Origin of the sequence: Chromobacterium sp. IRSSSOUMB001 (assembly GCF_023507765.1) — a bacterium.
Classification (GTDB): domain Bacteria; phylum Pseudomonadota; class Gammaproteobacteria; order Burkholderiales; family Chromobacteriaceae; genus Chromobacterium; species Chromobacterium haemolyticum.
Window position 1 is genome coordinate 59936 of record NZ_JALCYU010000008.1, and the last position, 16869, is coordinate 76804.

At 61.8% G+C, this 16869-nt stretch carries 15 protein-coding genes; 6 read left to right on the forward strand and 9 right to left on the reverse strand.

Annotated elements, in window-relative coordinates:
- Positions 1-7: 7 nt before the first annotated feature.
- The 3 genes from MOV80_RS12365 to MOV80_RS12375 all read left to right on the forward strand — a co-directional run bounded on the left by MOV80_RS12365 (position 8) and on the right by MOV80_RS12375 (position 3245).
- Positions 8-1618: a peptide chain release factor 3 gene (locus MOV80_RS12365; protein WP_249605145.1), complete on the forward strand. Its 1611-nt coding sequence runs from the start codon at positions 8-10 to the stop codon at positions 1616-1618.
- Positions 1619-1636: 18 nt separating this feature from the next.
- Entirely contained in the window at positions 1637-2503 is an 867-nt protein-coding gene (locus tag MOV80_RS12370; RefSeq protein ID WP_107732601.1) for a mechanosensitive ion channel domain-containing protein, read from the forward strand.
- Positions 2504-2600: 97 nt separating this feature from the next.
- Entirely contained in the window at positions 2601-3245 is a 645-nt protein-coding gene (locus tag MOV80_RS12375) for a TetR/AcrR family transcriptional regulator (protein ID WP_019102235.1), read from the forward strand.
- A 69-nt stretch (positions 3246-3314) separates the two neighbouring features.
- On the opposite strand, the gene aroF is transcribed toward MOV80_RS12375, so the two are convergent.
- The 6 genes from aroF to MOV80_RS12405 form a co-directional block, all read right to left on the reverse strand.
- Positions 3315-4331 carry a 3-deoxy-7-phosphoheptulonate synthase gene (gene aroF / locus MOV80_RS12380; protein WP_019102234.1) on the reverse strand — a complete coding sequence of 339 codons (1017 nt, stop codon included), beginning with the start codon at positions 4329-4331 and terminating at the stop codon, positions 3315-3317.
- Between the two features lie 22 nt (positions 4332-4353).
- A complete protein-coding gene (locus MOV80_RS12385; protein WP_181248042.1) occupies positions 4354-4923 on the reverse strand; it encodes a hypothetical protein in 570 nt (189 codons plus the stop codon).
- Positions 4924-4941: 18 nt separating this feature from the next.
- Entirely contained in the window at positions 4942-5523 is a 582-nt protein-coding gene (locus tag MOV80_RS12390) for a TIGR00730 family Rossman fold protein (protein ID WP_200122595.1), read from the reverse strand.
- An 83-nt stretch (positions 5524-5606) separates the two neighbouring features.
- Positions 5607-6680, reverse strand: coding sequence for a prephenate dehydratase (gene pheA / locus MOV80_RS12395; RefSeq protein WP_019102231.1), 1074 nt, complete (start codon positions 6678-6680; stop codon positions 5607-5609).
- A gap of 417 nt (positions 6681-7097) precedes the next feature.
- Positions 7098-8306, reverse strand: a complete 1209-nt coding sequence (locus tag MOV80_RS12400) for an MFS transporter (RefSeq protein WP_118267778.1) — start codon at positions 8304-8306, stop codon at positions 7098-7100.
- Positions 8307-8433: 127 nt separating this feature from the next.
- Entirely contained in the window at positions 8434-9888 is a 1455-nt protein-coding gene (locus tag MOV80_RS12405; RefSeq protein ID WP_118267780.1) for an aminoacyl-histidine dipeptidase, read from the reverse strand.
- A gap of 440 nt (positions 9889-10328) precedes the next feature.
- Here MOV80_RS12405 and bluB point away from each other — a divergent pair, with 440 nt between their 5' ends.
- The 3 genes from bluB (at position 10329) to trpC (ending at position 12425) form a co-directional block, all read left to right on the forward strand.
- On the forward strand, positions 10329-10967 hold the full coding sequence (bluB, locus tag MOV80_RS12410) for a 5,6-dimethylbenzimidazole synthase (protein WP_019102227.1): 639 nt from the start codon (positions 10329-10331) through the stop codon (positions 10965-10967).
- 59 nt (positions 10968-11026) lie between these two features.
- Positions 11027-11539 carry a prolyl-tRNA synthetase associated domain-containing protein gene (locus MOV80_RS12415; protein ID WP_118267783.1) on the forward strand — a complete coding sequence of 171 codons (513 nt, stop codon included), beginning with the start codon at positions 11027-11029 and terminating at the stop codon, positions 11537-11539.
- A 79-nt stretch (positions 11540-11618) separates the two neighbouring features.
- Complete coding sequence (gene trpC / locus MOV80_RS12420; RefSeq protein WP_118267785.1) at positions 11619-12425, forward strand: indole-3-glycerol phosphate synthase TrpC; 807 nt, start codon at positions 11619-11621, stop codon at positions 12423-12425.
- A gap of 8 nt (positions 12426-12433) precedes the next feature.
- Here the strand turns inward: trpC and MOV80_RS12425 are convergent, their stop codons facing one another.
- The 3 genes from MOV80_RS12425 to MOV80_RS12435 all read right to left on the reverse strand — a co-directional run bounded on the left by MOV80_RS12425 (position 12434) and on the right by MOV80_RS12435 (position 16814).
- Positions 12434-13348 carry a lipase secretion chaperone gene (locus MOV80_RS12425; RefSeq protein WP_019102224.1) on the reverse strand — a complete coding sequence of 305 codons (915 nt, stop codon included), beginning with the start codon at positions 13346-13348 and terminating at the stop codon, positions 12434-12436.
- Positions 13345-14274 carry a triacylglycerol lipase gene (locus MOV80_RS12430; protein ID WP_019102223.1) on the reverse strand — a complete coding sequence of 310 codons (930 nt, stop codon included), beginning with the start codon at positions 14272-14274 and terminating at the stop codon, positions 13345-13347. Before MOV80_RS12430 ends, MOV80_RS12425 begins: the two co-directional genes overlap by 4 nt.
- A 278-nt stretch (positions 14275-14552) precedes the next feature.
- Entirely contained in the window at positions 14553-16814 is a 2262-nt protein-coding gene (locus MOV80_RS12435) for a patatin-like phospholipase family protein (protein WP_249605146.1), read from the reverse strand.
- Positions 16815-16869 lie beyond the last annotated feature (55 nt).

Sequence of the window (16869 nt, forward strand, 5' to 3'; positions counted from 1 at the left end):
CAATCCCATGTCCGCCGAACTCGCCCGCATCGCCGAAGAAGTGTCCCACCGCCGCACCTTCGCCATCATCTCCCACCCTGACGCCGGTAAGACCACGCTCACCGAAAAGCTGTTGCTGTTCTCCGGCGCCATTCAGATGGCCGGCACCGTCAAGGGCAAGAAAGGCGGCAAGTTCGCCACCTCCGACTGGATGGAGATCGAGAAGCAGCGCGGCATCTCGGTGGCGTCCTCGGTGATGCAGTTCGAATACCGCGACCACACCGTCAACCTGCTGGACACTCCCGGCCACCAGGATTTCTCCGAAGACACCTACCGCGTGCTGACCGCGGTGGACAGCGCCCTGATGGTGATCGACGCCGCCAAGGGCGTGGAGGAGCAGACCATCAAGCTGCTGAACGTCTGCCGCCTGCGCAGCACGCCCATCGTCACCTTCATGAACAAGTACGACCGCGAGGTGCGCGACAGCCTGGAGCTGCTGGACGAAGTGGAGAACGTGCTGAAGATCCGCTGCGCGCCCATCACCTGGCCCATCGGCATGGGCAAGGCCTTCCGCGGCGTCTACAGCCTGCTGAACGACGAGGTCATCCTGTTTGAACCGGGCGCGGAAAAGCTGATCACCGACGTGGAAGTGATCAAGGGCATAGACAACCCGCGCCTGGACCAGCTGTTCCCGCTGGAAATGGAACAGCTGCGCATGGAGATCGAACTGGTCAAGGGCGCATCCAATGAGTGGAATCTGGACGAATTCCTGGCCGGCGAACTGACCCCGGTATTCTTCGGCTCCGCCATCAACAACTTCGGCGTGCGCGAAATCCTGGACGCGCTGATCAACTGGGCGCCCGCGCCGCAGCTGCGCGACGCCACCGTGCGCGAAGTCGCGCCCACCGAAGGCAAGTTCTCCGGTTTCGTGTTCAAGATCCAGGCCAATATGGACCCCAAGCACCGCGACCGCATCGCCTTCCTGCGCGTGTGCTCCGGCAAGTTCGAGCGCGGCATGAAGATGAAACACCTGCGCCTGAACCGCGACATCGCGGCCTCCAGCGTAGTGACCTTCATGTCCCACGACCGCGAAATCGTGGAAGAGGCGTTTGCCGGCGACATCATCGGCATTCCCAACCACGGCAATATCCAGATCGGCGACAGTTTCTCCGAAGGCGAAGACCTGACCTTTACCGGCATTCCCTTCTTCGCGCCGGAACTGTTCCGCGGCGTTCGCATCAAAAACCCTTTGAAGCTGAAACAACTGCAAAAGGGCCTGCAGCAACTGGGCGAAGAAGGCGCGGTGCAAGTATTCAAGCCGCACAGCGGCGGCGACCTGATTCTGGGCGCGGTGGGCGTGCTGCAGTTTGAAGTGGTGGCCTCGCGCCTGGCGGCCGAATACGGCGTGGACGCGATGTTCGAATCCGCCAGCATCTGGTCCGCGCGCTGGTTCAGCTGCGACGATCGCAAAAAGCTGGACGAATTCGTCAAAGCGCTGCAGATCAACATCGCCACCGACGCCGGCGGCAACCTCGCCTACCTGGCCCCCAACCGCGTCAACCTGCAACTGACTCAGGAACGCTGGCCTGACATCGTATTCCACGAAACCCGCGAACACGCGGTCAAACTCAACGACTGAAGCTGAAACCGACACCACATGGAGCCCAAGGCCACCTTGTTCGACTTGATAGGCTATCTGCGCGACAACTACTCGCACGAAATAGCGCGTTCGCTGATCCTGATCGCCGCCCTGCTTATCATCCGCCTGGTGGTGGACCGGCTGCTAGCGGCCAACAACAGCATAGCGATCGAGTCGAAGCGGCGTTGGTCGGTGAACACTCGCAACATCCTCTTCGTCTCCGGTCTGGCCGGCATCGGCCTGATCTGGGCCAGCGAGCTGCAAACCATCGCGGTATCCATGCTGGCCTTCGCCGCCGCGCTGATCCTGGCCACCAAGGAACTAATCATGTGCCTGTCCGGCGGTCTGGTGCGCCAGACCTCCAACAGCTACAGCTTGGGCGATCATATCGAAGTGGGCACGGTGCGCGGGCGGGTGGTGGACATCGGCCTGCTGTCCACCACGGTGATGGAAATCGGACCCAATCACAGCTCGCACCAGATGACCGGGCGGGCGCTGACCTTTCCCAACAGCCTGCTGCTATCCACGCCGGTGATTCGCGAAAACTACATGGGCGACTATGTGATGCACATCGTCAACGTCCCCATGGCCTACTCCGTGCCGCCCATTCGCGCCGAGCGCCTGCTGATGGCGGCGGCGGAAGAGTCCTGCCAGCCTCATCTGGAAGTGGCGCGTCAGCACATGGAGGACATGGCCAAGCGTAATCTGGTGGACATTCCGTCAGTGGAACCCCGCATCGCGCTACAGCCCATCGACGAAAAACGCTATCAGTTGATCTTGCGCATCGCGATACCGGCCCGCGACCGGCATCGTATCGAACAGACCATCTTGCACCACTTCCTGGCGCAATGTTTTCCCGAGCAGAGCGACACCGCACTGACCTAAAACATCGGGAAGCGCGCGCGCAAACAATTAGAGCAAGAACTCCAAATTTGCGTTAGAATGGCGCATCCCGAATGTCATTGAACAGCCCAAGCGCATCATGAGCAAAAACAGAATCAAAACCTACGACCGCATCATCCAGGAGAGCCTCAAGCTGTTCAACGAGCAGGGCGAGCGCAGCATCACCACCAATCACATTGCCGCGCATCTGGGGATCAGCCCGGGCAACCTGTACTACCACTTCCGCAACAAGGAAGAGATCGTCTATCAAATTTTCCTGATGTACCGCGAGTTCATCAATCAGCGCCTGGCGGTGCCGGAAAACCGAGAAATGACGGTGGACGATCTGGTTAACTACCTGGATACCGCCTTCCTGGCAATGTGGCAGTTCCGCTTCATGTTCTACGACCTGCCGGGCATGCTGGCGCGCAACCCGCAAATGCAGTCGGAGTACCATCAGTTCGTCAACACCGAATTGAAAAACATCCTGGCCGAGCACTTCCGCGAATTCATCCGCCTGGGCTTGCTGGAAATGGACGAGGAAGACATCGAACCGGTCAGCATCAATATCTGGCTGGTGGTGAAGTTCTGGTTCGCTTTCGAACAAACCGCACGCCCCAAGGCGCCGATCACCGAGGAATCCGGCCACCGTGGCGTGCTGCAGGTGCTGGCCCTGCTCAAACCCTATGTGCAGGATCAGTATATGGGCGCCTTCCGCGCGCTGTGTGAACGCCACAAGGTTTGATCGCCGACACCGGAAAAAGCAAAGCCGCGTAAACGCGGCTTTTTTCATGCATCGACGCTTGGAATCCAATTACAGACTGCGCCCCAAGGCCTCCGCCAAGGGCCGCAGCTCAGCCATCAGCGCGGCCAGCCCCTCCGGCGTCAAGGCCTGATCGGCTTCGCACAAAGCGGCCTCCGGCTGCGGGTGCATGTCCAGCAGCAGGCCGTCCGCACCGGCGGCCAAAGCCGCCTTGGCCAGCGCCGGCACCAACCAGGCTTTGCCAGCGGCGTGACTGGGGTCGACAATCACCGGCAAATGGGTTTCGCGCTTGAGCAAGGGAATCGCGCTGACGTCCAGCGTGGCGCGATAGGCCGGCTCGAAACTACGAATGCCGCGCTCGCAAAACACAATGTTGTGATTGCCGCCGGCGGCGATGTATTCGGCGGCCATCAACCAGTCGCCCAAGGTCGCGGCAACGCCGCGCTTAAGGATAACCGGCTTGTTCAAGCGCCCCACCTCCTTCAACAGTTCGACGTTTTGCATGCTGCGCGAACCAATCTGGATGATGTCCACGCCCTGCTCCAAAAACACGTCCAGCATGCGCACATCGGCCAACTCGGACACCACCGGCAGCCCCTCGGCGCGGCCGGCTGCGATCAACTGCTCAATGCCCTCAACCCCCAGGCCTTGGAAGCCGTAAGGGCTGGGATGCTGCTTGAACACGCCGCCGTGCAGCAACCGGCAACCGGCGGCCCGCGTCGCCGTTGCGGCCTGCGCGATCTGCTGTGCCGACTCCACCGCGGACGGTCCGGCAATCACCTGCAAGGCTTCGCCGCCAAAGGACAGACCTCGCGCCTGCACCACGCTGTTCTGCGGGTGAGTCTCCCGGGAGACGATGCGGTACTCGCGCACCACCCGCATCGCCCGCTCCACCCCCGGCATCGACTCGAACATTTCCGGCGACAAGCTGCGTTCGTCCCCCACCGCGCCGATGATGGTGCGCTCCGCGCCGCGCGACACATGCTCGCTGAGCCCCGCGCCTCGTATCTTGGCCACCACGGCCGCCACTTCGCTTTCCGGCGCCAGCCGGTTCATGATGATGATCATCCGCTATCCCGTTCAAAACCCTTCATGACCGCCTGCGCCAACGCCCAGCCAAACGACGCCCCAGCCGCGACCAGAACGACGGCCGCTGCGCGCCGCGCCGGACAAACCCGGCCAGCGCATGCGCCAGCCGCCACGGAGCCGAGGCCCGCAAGCGCTCGAAGATTCGCTCGCGCCAGTAAACGAAGCCATTATACAGCCGCACAAACCAGGACACTCGCATCAGCGTCGGCCGGGTCAGCGTAAACAACCGCGCCGCCAGCGCGGTGCCTCCCACCTTGGCCAGCAGAATAATCAGCACGCCCAGCAGCGCGTGCCCCCGTCCGATCAGGAACAGCGCCGCTAGTTTGACCGGCAGCAACAAGGCCGCCGGCAGCGCGAATATCGCCAGGGCAGCCCACGGCGGCAAGACGGCGATGCGCCGCTCCAGCGCAGCCAGCGGCGGCCAGGCCGCCAAGCGCCCCAGCGCGGCGGACAGCTCGTCCCAGGCGTACTCTTCGAACAGGATGATCAAGGCCGCCAGCAAGGCCAGCGGCCAGGTCAACACCCGTTTCAGCCGGCGCCAGCCCTGCGCCGCTGTTTCTCTCGCCCGCATCTTGACTTCAGCGCCGACTCAAGCCTTGCCCAGGTCCAGCCACTTGGCGACCTCCCGCGGCTGGTAAGCGCGCATATCCGACAACAGCGCAGGCAAGTCTTCGTTGATGCGGAACAGATCCATATTGCCGGGACGGGCGAAGCCCTCCGCCACCGCGTGCTCCATCATCCGATGCAAGGGCTGATAATAGCCGGCGGCGTCCAGCAGCCCCACAGGCTTGCCGTGCAAGGACAACTGACCCCAGGTCAAGATCTCAAACAATTCGTCGAAGGTGCCGAAGCCGCCCGGCAGCGCGATGAAGCCGTCGGACAACTCCGCCATCAGCGCCTTGCGCTGGTGCATGGTTTCGGTGACATGAATTTCCGTCAAGCCGGTATGCGCCACTTCTTTGGCCTTGAGAAACTCCGGAATCACGCCGATGACTTTGCCGCCGGCCGCCAGCGCGGCATCCGCGGCCACGCCCATCAGGCCGACCTTGCCGGCGCCGTAGACCAGGGTCACGCCCTGTTCGGCCAAGGTGCGGCCAAAGTCCCGGGCGGCCGCTTCGTATTCCGGCTTGATCCCCTTGTTGGAGCCGCAAAACAGGCAGATAGCTTTCATTCTTATTTTTCCCCTATCAAACATTAACGTCAAAAACACAACGGGCCGCTGCGCGGCCCGCTTGCATCCTCATCCTATAAAATTCAAAGCACCGCGAGCGGATAAGAGCCCAGCACTTTGACAAAGGAAGTGCACTCGGCGAGCCCCGCCAGCGCCTGCTGCACATTGGCGTCGTCTCGATGCCCTTCCATATCAATGAAGAACACATAGTCCCATAAACCCGCGCGCGACGGCCGCGACTCGAACTTGCTCATCGACACCCCGTTGCCGGCGATGGGCGCCAGCAACTGGTGGACCGCACCCGGACGATTGGGCGCCGACACCACCACCGAGGTCTTGTCCTGGCCAGTGGCGCCCACGTCTTGCAGCCCCAATACCAGGAAACGGGTGGTGTTGTTGGGCTCGTCCTCGATATTGGACGCCAGCTTCAACAGCGCGTAGCGCTCAGCCGCGGCCTGACCGGCGATCGCCGCCGCGCCCTCGTCTTCGGCCGCCAGCCGCGCCGCCTCGGCGTTGCTGGCCACCGACACCCGCTCCACCGCTTCCGGCAGGTTCTTGTTCAGCCACTCATGGCACTGCGCCAGCGCCTGAGCATGCGCGTAAACGCGACGGATGCCGTCCAGGCCCTCCACTTTGCGCAGCAAATGGTGGTGAATGCGCAGCACCACTTCGCCGCAAATCTTCAACGGACTGGTCACCATCAGGTCCAGCGTGCGGCCCACCGCGCCTTCAGTGGAATTCTCCACCGGCGCCACCACGTAATCCAGACCACGCGACTCCACCAAACGGAAAGCCTCGTCGATCGAACTACAGGCCACCGTGCGCGCGGCATGGCCGAAGTGCTTAAGCGTAGCCAACTGGCTGAAGGTGCCTTCCGGCCCCAGGTAAGCGATGGACAGCGGCTTTTCCAGCGCCAGGCATTCGGACATCACCTCGCGGAACAAGCGCGCCACCGACTCGCCCGGCAAGGGACCGGGATTCAGTTCCTTGACGCGGCGCAGCACCTGCGCCTCGCGCTCGGGCCGATAGATGATGCCGCCGCCCTTGATCTCGCCGATCTCACGCGCGTGAGTGGCGCGCTGGTTCAGCAGATTGAGGATTTCCACATCGATGTTGTCGATGGCGTCGCGGTGCTGTTTAAGTAAATGTTCCGACACGGCTTCCAGTCTTTCTCTATTGCATGCATCCTGTAGAGACGCGCGCGTCCAAGTTTGAACACGCGGCTCCCGAAACACCCAGTTTCCGCGAGATGAGCCACGCTCGCAAGCCTTTGTCGCGATAAAACGCAAGAGACCAACCAACTCTTAGAATCTCTTCAAAGCCTCGCGACTTACGTCGAAGCAAAACGAAAAGCGCTGGGTAAGAGGAATGCATACACGCCCCATGGGTATTTCGAAGCGGGTTTCAACGCCTCTGTCTAACTCTCCCGCCGACGCGCAGCAGCTCGTGAACAGGTTCTTAGCCAAAACAAGTCCATACCCGGTTGGCCAGGTCCACCACGAAATCGGCGCGCAGATACATCCCGGTCAAGCAGGCCAACAGCAGCGCCGCGCCGACGGACAGCAGCAAGGCTCTCATGCGTCCTCCTTGGCGAAACTCGCCGACGGCGTTTCGCGCACCGGCAGATTGGCCGCGGCGGCCAGCAGGCCCAGGGCTATCGCCAGCACCCATACCAGATCGTAATTGCCGAGCAAATCATAGAGCGCCCCACCCAGCCACACCCCCAGGAAACTGCCCAACTGGTGCGAGAAAAACACCGCGCCGGACAGCATGCCCAGGTGACGCACGCCGAACATGCCGGCGATCACCCCATTGGTCAACGGCACCGTGGACAGCCACAAAAAACCCATCGCGGCGGCGAACACCGCCACTGAAACGCCGCTAAGCGGCAGTAACAGAAAAACCGCGATCACCACGCTGCGCATCAGATAAATGAAACTGAGCAGGCTGGGCTTTGACCAACGGCTGCCCAGTTCGCCGAAGGCCATGGTGCCGAATATGTTGAACAGGCCGATCAAGGCCAGCGCCAGACTAGCGGTGCCGCCGCCCAAACCGTGGTCGCGCAGATAGGCCGGCAGATGCACGCCGATGAACACGACCTGAAAGCCGCAGACGAAATAGCCGGCCATCAGCAGACGGAAGCCGCGTTCCGCCCAGGCGGCGGCGAAGGTGTCCGCCATCCCTCGCAACAAATGCTGGGCCGCGGCGGTTTGCGCCGGCCGGTCCTCGCGCGCCAGCCAGCCGGACAAGGGCAGCATCAGTGCGGCGCAGCCGGCCAGGATCAGCAACGCCGGCAGCCAGCCCAGGCCGTCGATCAAGCCTTGCTCCACCGGGATCATCGCAAACTGGCCGAAAGACCCCGCCGCCGCGACGATGCCCATCGCGCGCGAACGGTAAGCCGGCGACACGCTGCGCGCCACCACGCCAAAAATCACGCTATAAGTGACACAGGACAAGGCCAGACCGAGCAAGACGCCGGCCGACAGAGAAAACAGCAAGGGTGTGCCGGACACCGTCATCAAAGCCAGGCCGGCGACATAAAGCAAGGCGCCGCCCAGCAGCACCTTGCCGGAACCATGCCTGTCCGCCAGCGCGCCGGCGAAGGGTTGAGCCAGGCCCCATACCAGGTTTTGCAGGCCCAGCGCGAAGGCGAAGGCTTCCCGGCTCCAGCCGAAGGCCTGGGTCATCGGCGGCATGAAGAAACCAAAGCCATGGCGTATGCCCATGGCCAGCGACACAATCAGGCCGCCGGTCAGCAGCAATCGCTTGATGGAATCGTTCATCGCTAGTCTCCATGCGAAATAACAGCGGCGCGGCTGTTGTGATCATAGGGCAAAACCGGCTCGACCAATACAAAACCGGCCAGCTAACGCTGGCCGGTATTCGCATCAAACCTTAGCTAACAGAGATTCAGCGCGCCGGCACCGCAGCCAACACCGCCTTCAGCAAATGCCAGGCCTTGCCCACTGACTCCACCTCCACCCGCTCGCCCGGCGCATGCGCGCCGCGGATGTTGGGCCCGAAGGACACCATGTCCATATCCGGATACTTGGAACCCAAGATGCCGCACTCCAGGCCTGCATGGATCACTTGCACCTGAGCCTCGTCGCCGAACTCGCGTGCATAGACCTGCTGGAACAAGGCCAGCAGCTTGGATTGCGGGTTAGGCGCCCAGCCCGGGTAGCCGCCTTCCATCTCGACTTTGCAACCGGCCAACAGGAACAGGCTTTCCACCTCGCGCGCCAGCATCCAGGTACCGGAATCCAGCAAGGAGCGCACCATCAGGTTGGCGAACAACTTGCCCTCTTCCACCACCACCACGCCCAGGTTGTTGGAGGTTTCCACCACGCCCTGGACGCGCTGGCTCATGCGCTTGACGCCATGCGGCGCCGCGTGCAAGGCAGCGAAGATCGCGCCTTGATCCGCGCGCGACATCACCTTGCCCAGCTCGATCCGCTCCTGCACCACGGTGACGCCCTCGTCGACGCCAGCCAGTTCAAAACGCATCAGGCTCTGGAACGCATCCAGCTTGGCCGCCACCTTGTCCGCATCCGCGGCCGGGAAAGCCACTGCGGCGAAAGCCTCGCGCGACAAGGCGTTGCGCGCGGTGCCGCCCTTGAACGAAGACACGCGCAGATCGGTTTCCGCTTCCAGCTCGCGGATCAGACGAATCAGAATCTTGTTGGCGTTGCCGCGACCCAGATGAATATCGGCGCCGGAATGGCCGCCGCGCAGGCCTTTGATCACCAGGCTAGCGGCTTGATAGCCAGCGGGTACGGCCTCGCTCGCATAGCTGCGGCTGACGTTGACATCGACGCCGCCGGCGCAGCCCATGTAGAACTCGCCCCACTCTTCGGTATCGATATTGATCAGGTACTGGCCTTGTAAAAGACCGGTACCCAAGCCCAGCGCGCCGCCCATGCCGGCTTCCTCATCCAGCGTCAGCAGCACCTCGATCGGCCCGTGCGGCACGTCCTCGCTATTCAACACCGCCATGCCCAGCGCCACGCCGATGCCGTTGTCGGCGCCCAGCGTGGTGTTTTCCGCCACCAGCCAGCCGTCTTGCAGCACCGGACGAATCGGATCCTTGAAGAAGTCGTGCTCGGTGCCGGTGTTGGCCTGGCACACCATGTCCAGATGGCCTTGCAACACCACGCCGATGCGGTTTTCGTAGCCTGGGGTCGCCGGTTTGCGAATGATCAGGTTGCCGACCTCGTCCACCACGGTGTCCAGACCGCGCAGTTCCGCCCACCCCTTCAGGTAATCGCGCAATTGCTGCTCATGCTTGGACGGACGCGGGATTTCACACAAGGTCTGGAAATGCTCCCAGACGACTTTGGGTTCTAGTTCTGCAATTCGGGTCACGGAAAGTCCTCTAAATCATCAAGATGCGATAGCGGTTCGGGCTATGGCCGAACGCGCCGCGCCCGGCGCGGCAACGTTGGAATTCAGACTGTCCACTTTATCACGCCCGCATGCGCGGCGTCATGTGGGAAACTCATGCCAAAAGCGTCTAATCCGCTGAATCGCTTGACCGAAGTCATGAGTCCTCCTGCAAGCGGCGCCATGCTATTTGCCAGCTGTGACAAAGCCGCTATCCTCCGACACTGAAAATCCCTCTCGTCCGTTTGCCAAAGCCTGTTCAAAGTCTCGTAATCTGGAGCAAGACAGGATGAAACCGCTTGAAAAGAGAAATGGCCATGCGATGCATGAACGTTTGAGCTCATGAACATTTGAGCTTGTGTTTCACACCGTATTGCTGAAGCGCAGCAGATCTCGAACAGGTTCTTTAGAAAGGCCTCCCCATGCACCGCTATCCCGATCAAGACATCGCCGCCATCTACCGGGTGATAGAACAACGGCGCGACATGCGCCATTTTCTGCCGGACCCGGTAGACCCGGCCCTGCTGCGACGGCTGCTCGAAGCCGCCCACCACGCGCCCAGCGTCGGCTATATGCAGCCGTGGCGCTTCATCCGCATCGCTAACCGCAGCCTGCGCGAGGAAATAGGCAAACTGGTGGACGCCGAGCGCCTGCGCACCGCGGATCAATTGGGCGAGCGCCAGGCGGAATTCCTGCGCCTGAAAGTGGAAGGCATCCGCGACTGCGGCGAAGTGCTGGTAGCCGCGCTGATGGATGGCCGCGAACGCCATGTGTTCGGCCGCCGCACTCTGCCGGAAATGGACTTGGCCTCAGTGGCCTGCGCCATCCAGAACCTGTGGCTGGCGGCCCGCGCCGAAGGCCTGGGCATGGGCTGGGTGTCCTTGTTCGATCCGGCCGCGCTCTCCGCGCTGCTGGGCATGCCGGAGGGCGCAAAACCCATTGCCGTGCTGTGTCTTGGCCACGTCGCCGAGTTTTACGCCCAACCCATGCTGGAACAAGAGAAGTGGGCCAGCCGCCAGCCTCTGGAGCAATTGGTGTTTGAAGACCGCTGGCGCGACTGAGCCAAAGCTAGCGGCGCGGCCATTGAAGCCCCCGCCGCCGTCATGCTAGCCTGCGAAGCATGGAACATGCTCTGTACGACTTTCTCGACCAGCACCAGATCCGCCGCCAGCGCTTCGACCATCCCCCGGTCTACACCTGCGAAGAAGCCGCGCGCCTAGCACCCGGCCTGCCCGGCGCGGAATGCAAAAACCTGTTTCTATGCGACGCCAAGGGCCGCCAGCATGTGCTGTTGGCGGTGCCTGCCGACGCTGGGGTCGACATCAAGGCCCTGGGCGAATTGCTGGAACTCAAAGGCCTGCGCTTCGCCTCGCCTGACCGCCTGCAACGTTGCTTGGGCCTGACGCCGGGCTCGGTGACGCTTTTGGCCGCCATCAATGACCGCGACCGCCAGGTCGCCGTCGTCATTGATCAGGCGCTGAGCTGCCGGGACGCCATCCTTTGCCATCCGCTGGTCAATACCAGCACGCTGGCGTTGCCCATGGACGAGCTGATGCGCTTTCTGGACCTGACCGGCCACCCGCCGCGCATCGTCGAAGTGCCCCGCAGACAAAACCCAGCAGAGCAGGACTGAACGACGCGGCTTGTCAACGCCACGGCTGTTCCTGCATGATGGTCGTTTCTTTGGACTTGGCCGGATTGCAGACTCAAGCATGTCAGACATACTCAACACCATCATTTCCACCAAACGCGAAGAAATCGCCGCAGCCTTGCCGCAGCGGCCTCTGAGCGCGGTGCGCGCCGCCGCGGAAGCGCTCAGCGGCGATCGTCGCGATTTTGTCGCCGCGCTGCGCGCCAAACACGCGCTGGGCCAAGCCGCGGTCATCGCCGAGATCAAGAAAGCCAGCCCGAGCAAAGGCGTGATCCGCGAGGACTTCCGTCCTGCCGACATCGCCGCCAGCTACGCCGAACACGGCGCAGCCTGCCTGTCGGTGCTGACCGACCGCCAGTATTTCCAAGGCGACGCCGCCTATTTGCAGGCCGCCCGCGCCGCCTGCCGCCTGCCGGTGCTGCGCAAGGACTTCATCGTCGACCCCTATCAGGTGTACGAAGCCCGCGCGATGGGCGCCGACTGCATTTTGCTGATCGCCGCCGCGCTGGAGTTGCCGCTGATGCGCGAGTTGGAATCCCTTGCGATGGAACTGGGCATGGCGGTTCTGGCCGAAGTGCACGACGCAGACGAACTGGAACAGGCTCTGCAATTAAGAACAGAACTGATCGGCGTCAACAACCGCAATCTGCGCAGCTTCGAAGTCAGCCTGGCCACCACGCTGAAACTGCTGCCTCAAATTGAGAACGGCCGTATCGCCATCACGGAAAGCGGCATCGCCACCATCGACGACGTGCGGCTGATGCGCAGCCACCAGGTCCACACCTTCCTGGTGGGCGAAGCCTTCATGCGGGAAAAAGAGCCGGGAGAAGGTCTCTCCCGGCTGTTTCAGAACGAAGAAAACCGCTAAGCCGCCGGCTATTGCGGCGGGACGATAGCGTCCAGCCGCAATTGCTCCTGCGGATTGAAGCGCTGGGCGCGCCAGCCAGCCAAGGCCTGCCGCCTCTGCGCGGCGTCCAAACCGGCAACCGTTTGCAAGCGCTGCGCCTCTAAGCGGTAAGCTTCCACCCTGGACTGCCACTGAGCTTGCTCGCGATCCAACTGCGACAAACGATCGGCGGCGGCCTGGCCCACCATGCCGGCGCGCAAGGCGTACAGCTCCTGTTCGCCGCCGCCCTTCTTCCGCAAAGCCTCCTCCGCCTCGGCCAAGGTCAAGTGCTTGACCGGTTCCAAGCGCGCCGCGCGCAGATCAGCCGGCAAGCCCGCCTCCAAGGCCTTGAGCCGCGCGGCTTTCTGCTCGGCGCTCAGGCTGACGTCGGCGGCAATGCGCAACCGTTTGACGGTGAAGTCGTCGTAAACGTCTTCCTCTCCAAACAAGCCGGCCACTTCCCTCTCCGACAGGAACTGCAAACGCAGCGCCCTCATCTGCTGCAAACGCTCGGCCACGCCGCCCGCCGCCGCCTTGCCATCGCTCAAAGCACGACGATAGGCGACATAGCGGTCGAACAACTCCAGCGCCTGCTTCAGGGCCGCTCCGTTCAATTGCGCCTGCAAGGCCTGTTGCACCGCCTTGCGGACCGCGGGCAGATCTCGCTCCCCCAACGCCGCCAATTGGTAATCGAACAAGCGTCTCAGTTCCGCGTCCACCCTCAGCGCCCCGCTCGCCTCCGCGCTCGCCCGGCCGTCGACCTGAGTGCCGCGCAACGACGGCGCCGCCTGCGGCGCGGAGCCGCCGGCCTGGGCCGCCGCCTCATCAGCGCCAGGCCGCCCCAGCCAGACCAGCCCGCCCAACAACAACGCGCAAGCCCAGCCTACCCAGGCGCGCCGCATCATAGCCCCGTATTCTTCAAGCGGTTGGCCTGTTGCCGATACAAACTCACCGGACTGACCTCGAACAAGCTGACCAGGCCGAAACTCTGGTTGATCTCATTCATATGGTTCATCCGGTAATTGTCGCGGATCACCTGCCCCAGCCGCGCCGAGCAAGCGCTGACCAGGCCATCGGTGGGCGTGGAACCAAAAGCCAGGCCCAGCACCCCCATCGGCACCGATAGCGGGTCCAGAATATTGGTGACGGTGGCCGAGCCGGTCCAAGAGTAATAACGGATGCCGTTGACCTGGTAATCCCCCTCGCCGCAAGCGCTGGCCGGGACCCCTTGCGGGAATTTGGCGCTAAAAGCGGCGGAGCCCGCGGTGGTCAAGGAATCCAAGGCGCCCACCGGATATTGCGGCTGGCCTGAAGTACCGGCGAAGAACTGAATGACCGTGCCCAAAGCCTTCGCCACGGCAACCGCCACGGCCTCGGACACCGAGCCCGAAGGCGCCACGCCTCGTACGATGTCGGCCACCACCGACCCCTTGTTGACGCCGCCCACCGATGTAACCGATGCCACCAGGTCCGGCCTCACCCCAGCCACGTAGCGTGCCGTTGGCGCGCCCTGGCTATGCCCGATCAAGTTGACCTTGGCGGCGCCGGTAATGGCAATGATTTTTTGCACCTGCTGCAACAACTGCTCTCCGCGAGCCTCGTTGCTGTTCAGCACGGACACTTCGGCCACGAACACCTGCGCGCCGTCTGAACGCAAAGCCGCCGGCACTTGGTAGAAGTAATCCACTCCCAGCAATTGGCCGAAGCCGAACAAACCATGCACCAGCACGATGGGATAGCGGGTCTGGGTATAGCCGCCAGCGGCGTAAGCCACGGACAGCGGCAGCCATAGTCCCAGACACAGCAATGCTCCGTGAAGCAACTTCTTCATGGTGTTTCTCCTCTAGTCGATGAAATACGGGCTGAGTATTTGCTCTTATTTGCATGCCCAAGATTGTTAATAGGGGAAAGCTGCTGAAAACACCAGAATTATTCAAACGTTTGTATTTTTACGTCACATATCAACAACAGAAAATACAACAACTTAAAAATTCAACCGTCCAAAAGATTAGAAATCAGCTGACTAAACAAACAGCAGCCAATAAAAAACGCTATATGGCTGCAGCCATATAGCGTTTTTGGTTTGCCCAAGCTCAGCTCGGATTTCGTTCAGTAGTCGGAACCCAAGTACAGATAGGCAGTGGGCTTGCCGCCCCTCGCTGTGCCGACGCCGACGAAGAACGGCCCGATAATGGTATCCGCGGCCAGGAAAACCGAGCCGGCGGGGATCCAGTTAGTATCTTGCGACGTTAAATCTTCAGCCCGCACTCGGCCCCAAATCTTGCCTAGCTCCATCGAGATGCCAGCGTAAACGCCAGATCCAATGGCGGACGGCAGGCTGGACGCTCGCCAATACAGCATGGAGCGGAAAAGAGACGAGCGATCGCCGATCAGTTCGGATTCCTGATAACCGCTCAGGTTCAAAAAGCCGCCCAGCGATCTGGGCAAGGTCTGAGTATCCTCTCTGTCCTTGAGATTCAAAGCTCCCTTGTTCTTGGCGCTCAACCTTATTGTGATGCTGCCCAGCGTCTTGGCGTACTCCAAGGTCGTATTGTAACTGGTCAGATTGACATCGCTTCCCCAGGACGGAATGCTCTTGGTCAACCGGCCACTGAAGAAGTAGCCGGAGCGCGGCCAGCGCGGGTTGTCGAACTGGTCGACTATCAGGCTGGTGCCCACCCCGGTATCCCGAAAGTTTGACGGCACGAAGCCGGGAAACCAAGATACTCTCGAACCGAAGTGATTATCGTCCCGGTACGCGCCAATCCGCCATTCGCCGTACTGCCCCAAAGCCACGCCGCCATCCAGACGCACGCTGCCCACATCATTATTCCACTCCGTGTTCAACGAATGGTCAGCGTTATAAATCGGCAGAAAGTCCTGTCGATAGCCCAAGGACGCGGCGCCGAATACCGGGCTGCCCTCGTACAGCGGCTGGTACCACTCGGTCTTGAACAGCTTGTTCTGGCCTATGGACGCATCGTTGCGCCAGGCGCCGCCGGCGCTGTTGGCGTTGCGCCATTCATGCGAGGCCAAAAAGTTGAAATTGCTCTCGCCCGGCGTCGCGCTGTTCAGGTTCAAGCCAAAACGCAGGAAGTTAGGGCCAATGCTGCGTTCCAGCGGCGACACCGTCATCACATTGCGGCCGGACACATTGTCCACGCGGTAGGTCAGCCGGTCGTAATCGCCTCCGGCGAACACGCCGCGCAAGCGGGACTGGGCGCTGCTGATCGGCTCCACCACAGAGGAGAAGGCCAGCGATTTGGCCAATTGCTCCGGCTTGGTGAACTGACCGGGCTTGCCCTCCACCTGGATTTTGTCGATCAAGGGGAAATGCGGCCGTACCAGCCGGCGTTTCCACGCCGCGTACTCCTCTTCGGATACCGAATAGGCCGACAACTGCTTGGCCAGCGCCTTGGCCGCCTCCTCCCCTCGCTGAGTGATGGCTTGGTGTTCGCTGAAGGAGGCCGAGGTATAGCCACTCAGATCCGGCTTGATCACCAGATCGCGCTTGTCCAGCTTGCGCAGTTGTTCCTTGGCGTTGCGGCTGACCATCAGATTGGAGGTCTGCGCCACCACGTCGAACAGGCTGTTGATCTCTTTCGCCTTCATCAGCGGCGTGGACACATCCACAACGATCACCCGGTCCGCGCAACGGCCTTTAACATCCTGAATAGGCAGATTGCGCGCCAAACCGCCGTCCACCAGCAAGCGGCCCTCGTCATCCTCGATCAGATCGAACAATCCCGGCACCGCCATGCTGGCACGCAGCGCTCGCGCCAGCGAGCCTTGGGAAAACACCACCGGCTCACCGGTTGCCAGATTTGTGGCAACGGCGCGGAACGGGATGGGAAGCTGATCGAAACTGCCCACCACGCGGTCACGGGTCAGCTTATGGATGTACAGCTCGATTTCCTGCGAGTTGATCGCACTGCGCGGCACTTTCAGCCCGTCTTTTTTCAGACCGAAGGTGATGTCCAGATAGTTCTTGTAATCATCGCGCTTGCGGTCGTACGGCACGTCCGCCCGCGTCGGCTTGCCGGACAACAAGGCGTCCCAATCAGCGGCGTCGAACTCGTGCTCCATCTGAGCCAAAGGCAAGCCATTTGCATAAATACCACCAATCAGGGCTCCGGCGCTGGTTCCCGCGATACAGGTGATGGGAATCCGCAAACGCTCCAACTCCTTCAGCACGCCCAGGTGGGCAAAGCCCCGCGCGCCGCCGCCGCCCAACACCAAACCCACGCCCTGCGGCGGATAAACGCCAAGCTCTTCCGTGCCGTCCGCCCTAGCCGTTTGCGACAAAACCCCGAGCAACAGCAGCGCAGCCAGCGACTGTCGCCGATTCCTGCGATTGTTATTTGTAAGCATATGGGTAAATAATGAGAATTACCGTTTCACCCACGCCTGCGCGTGGCGTAAGATA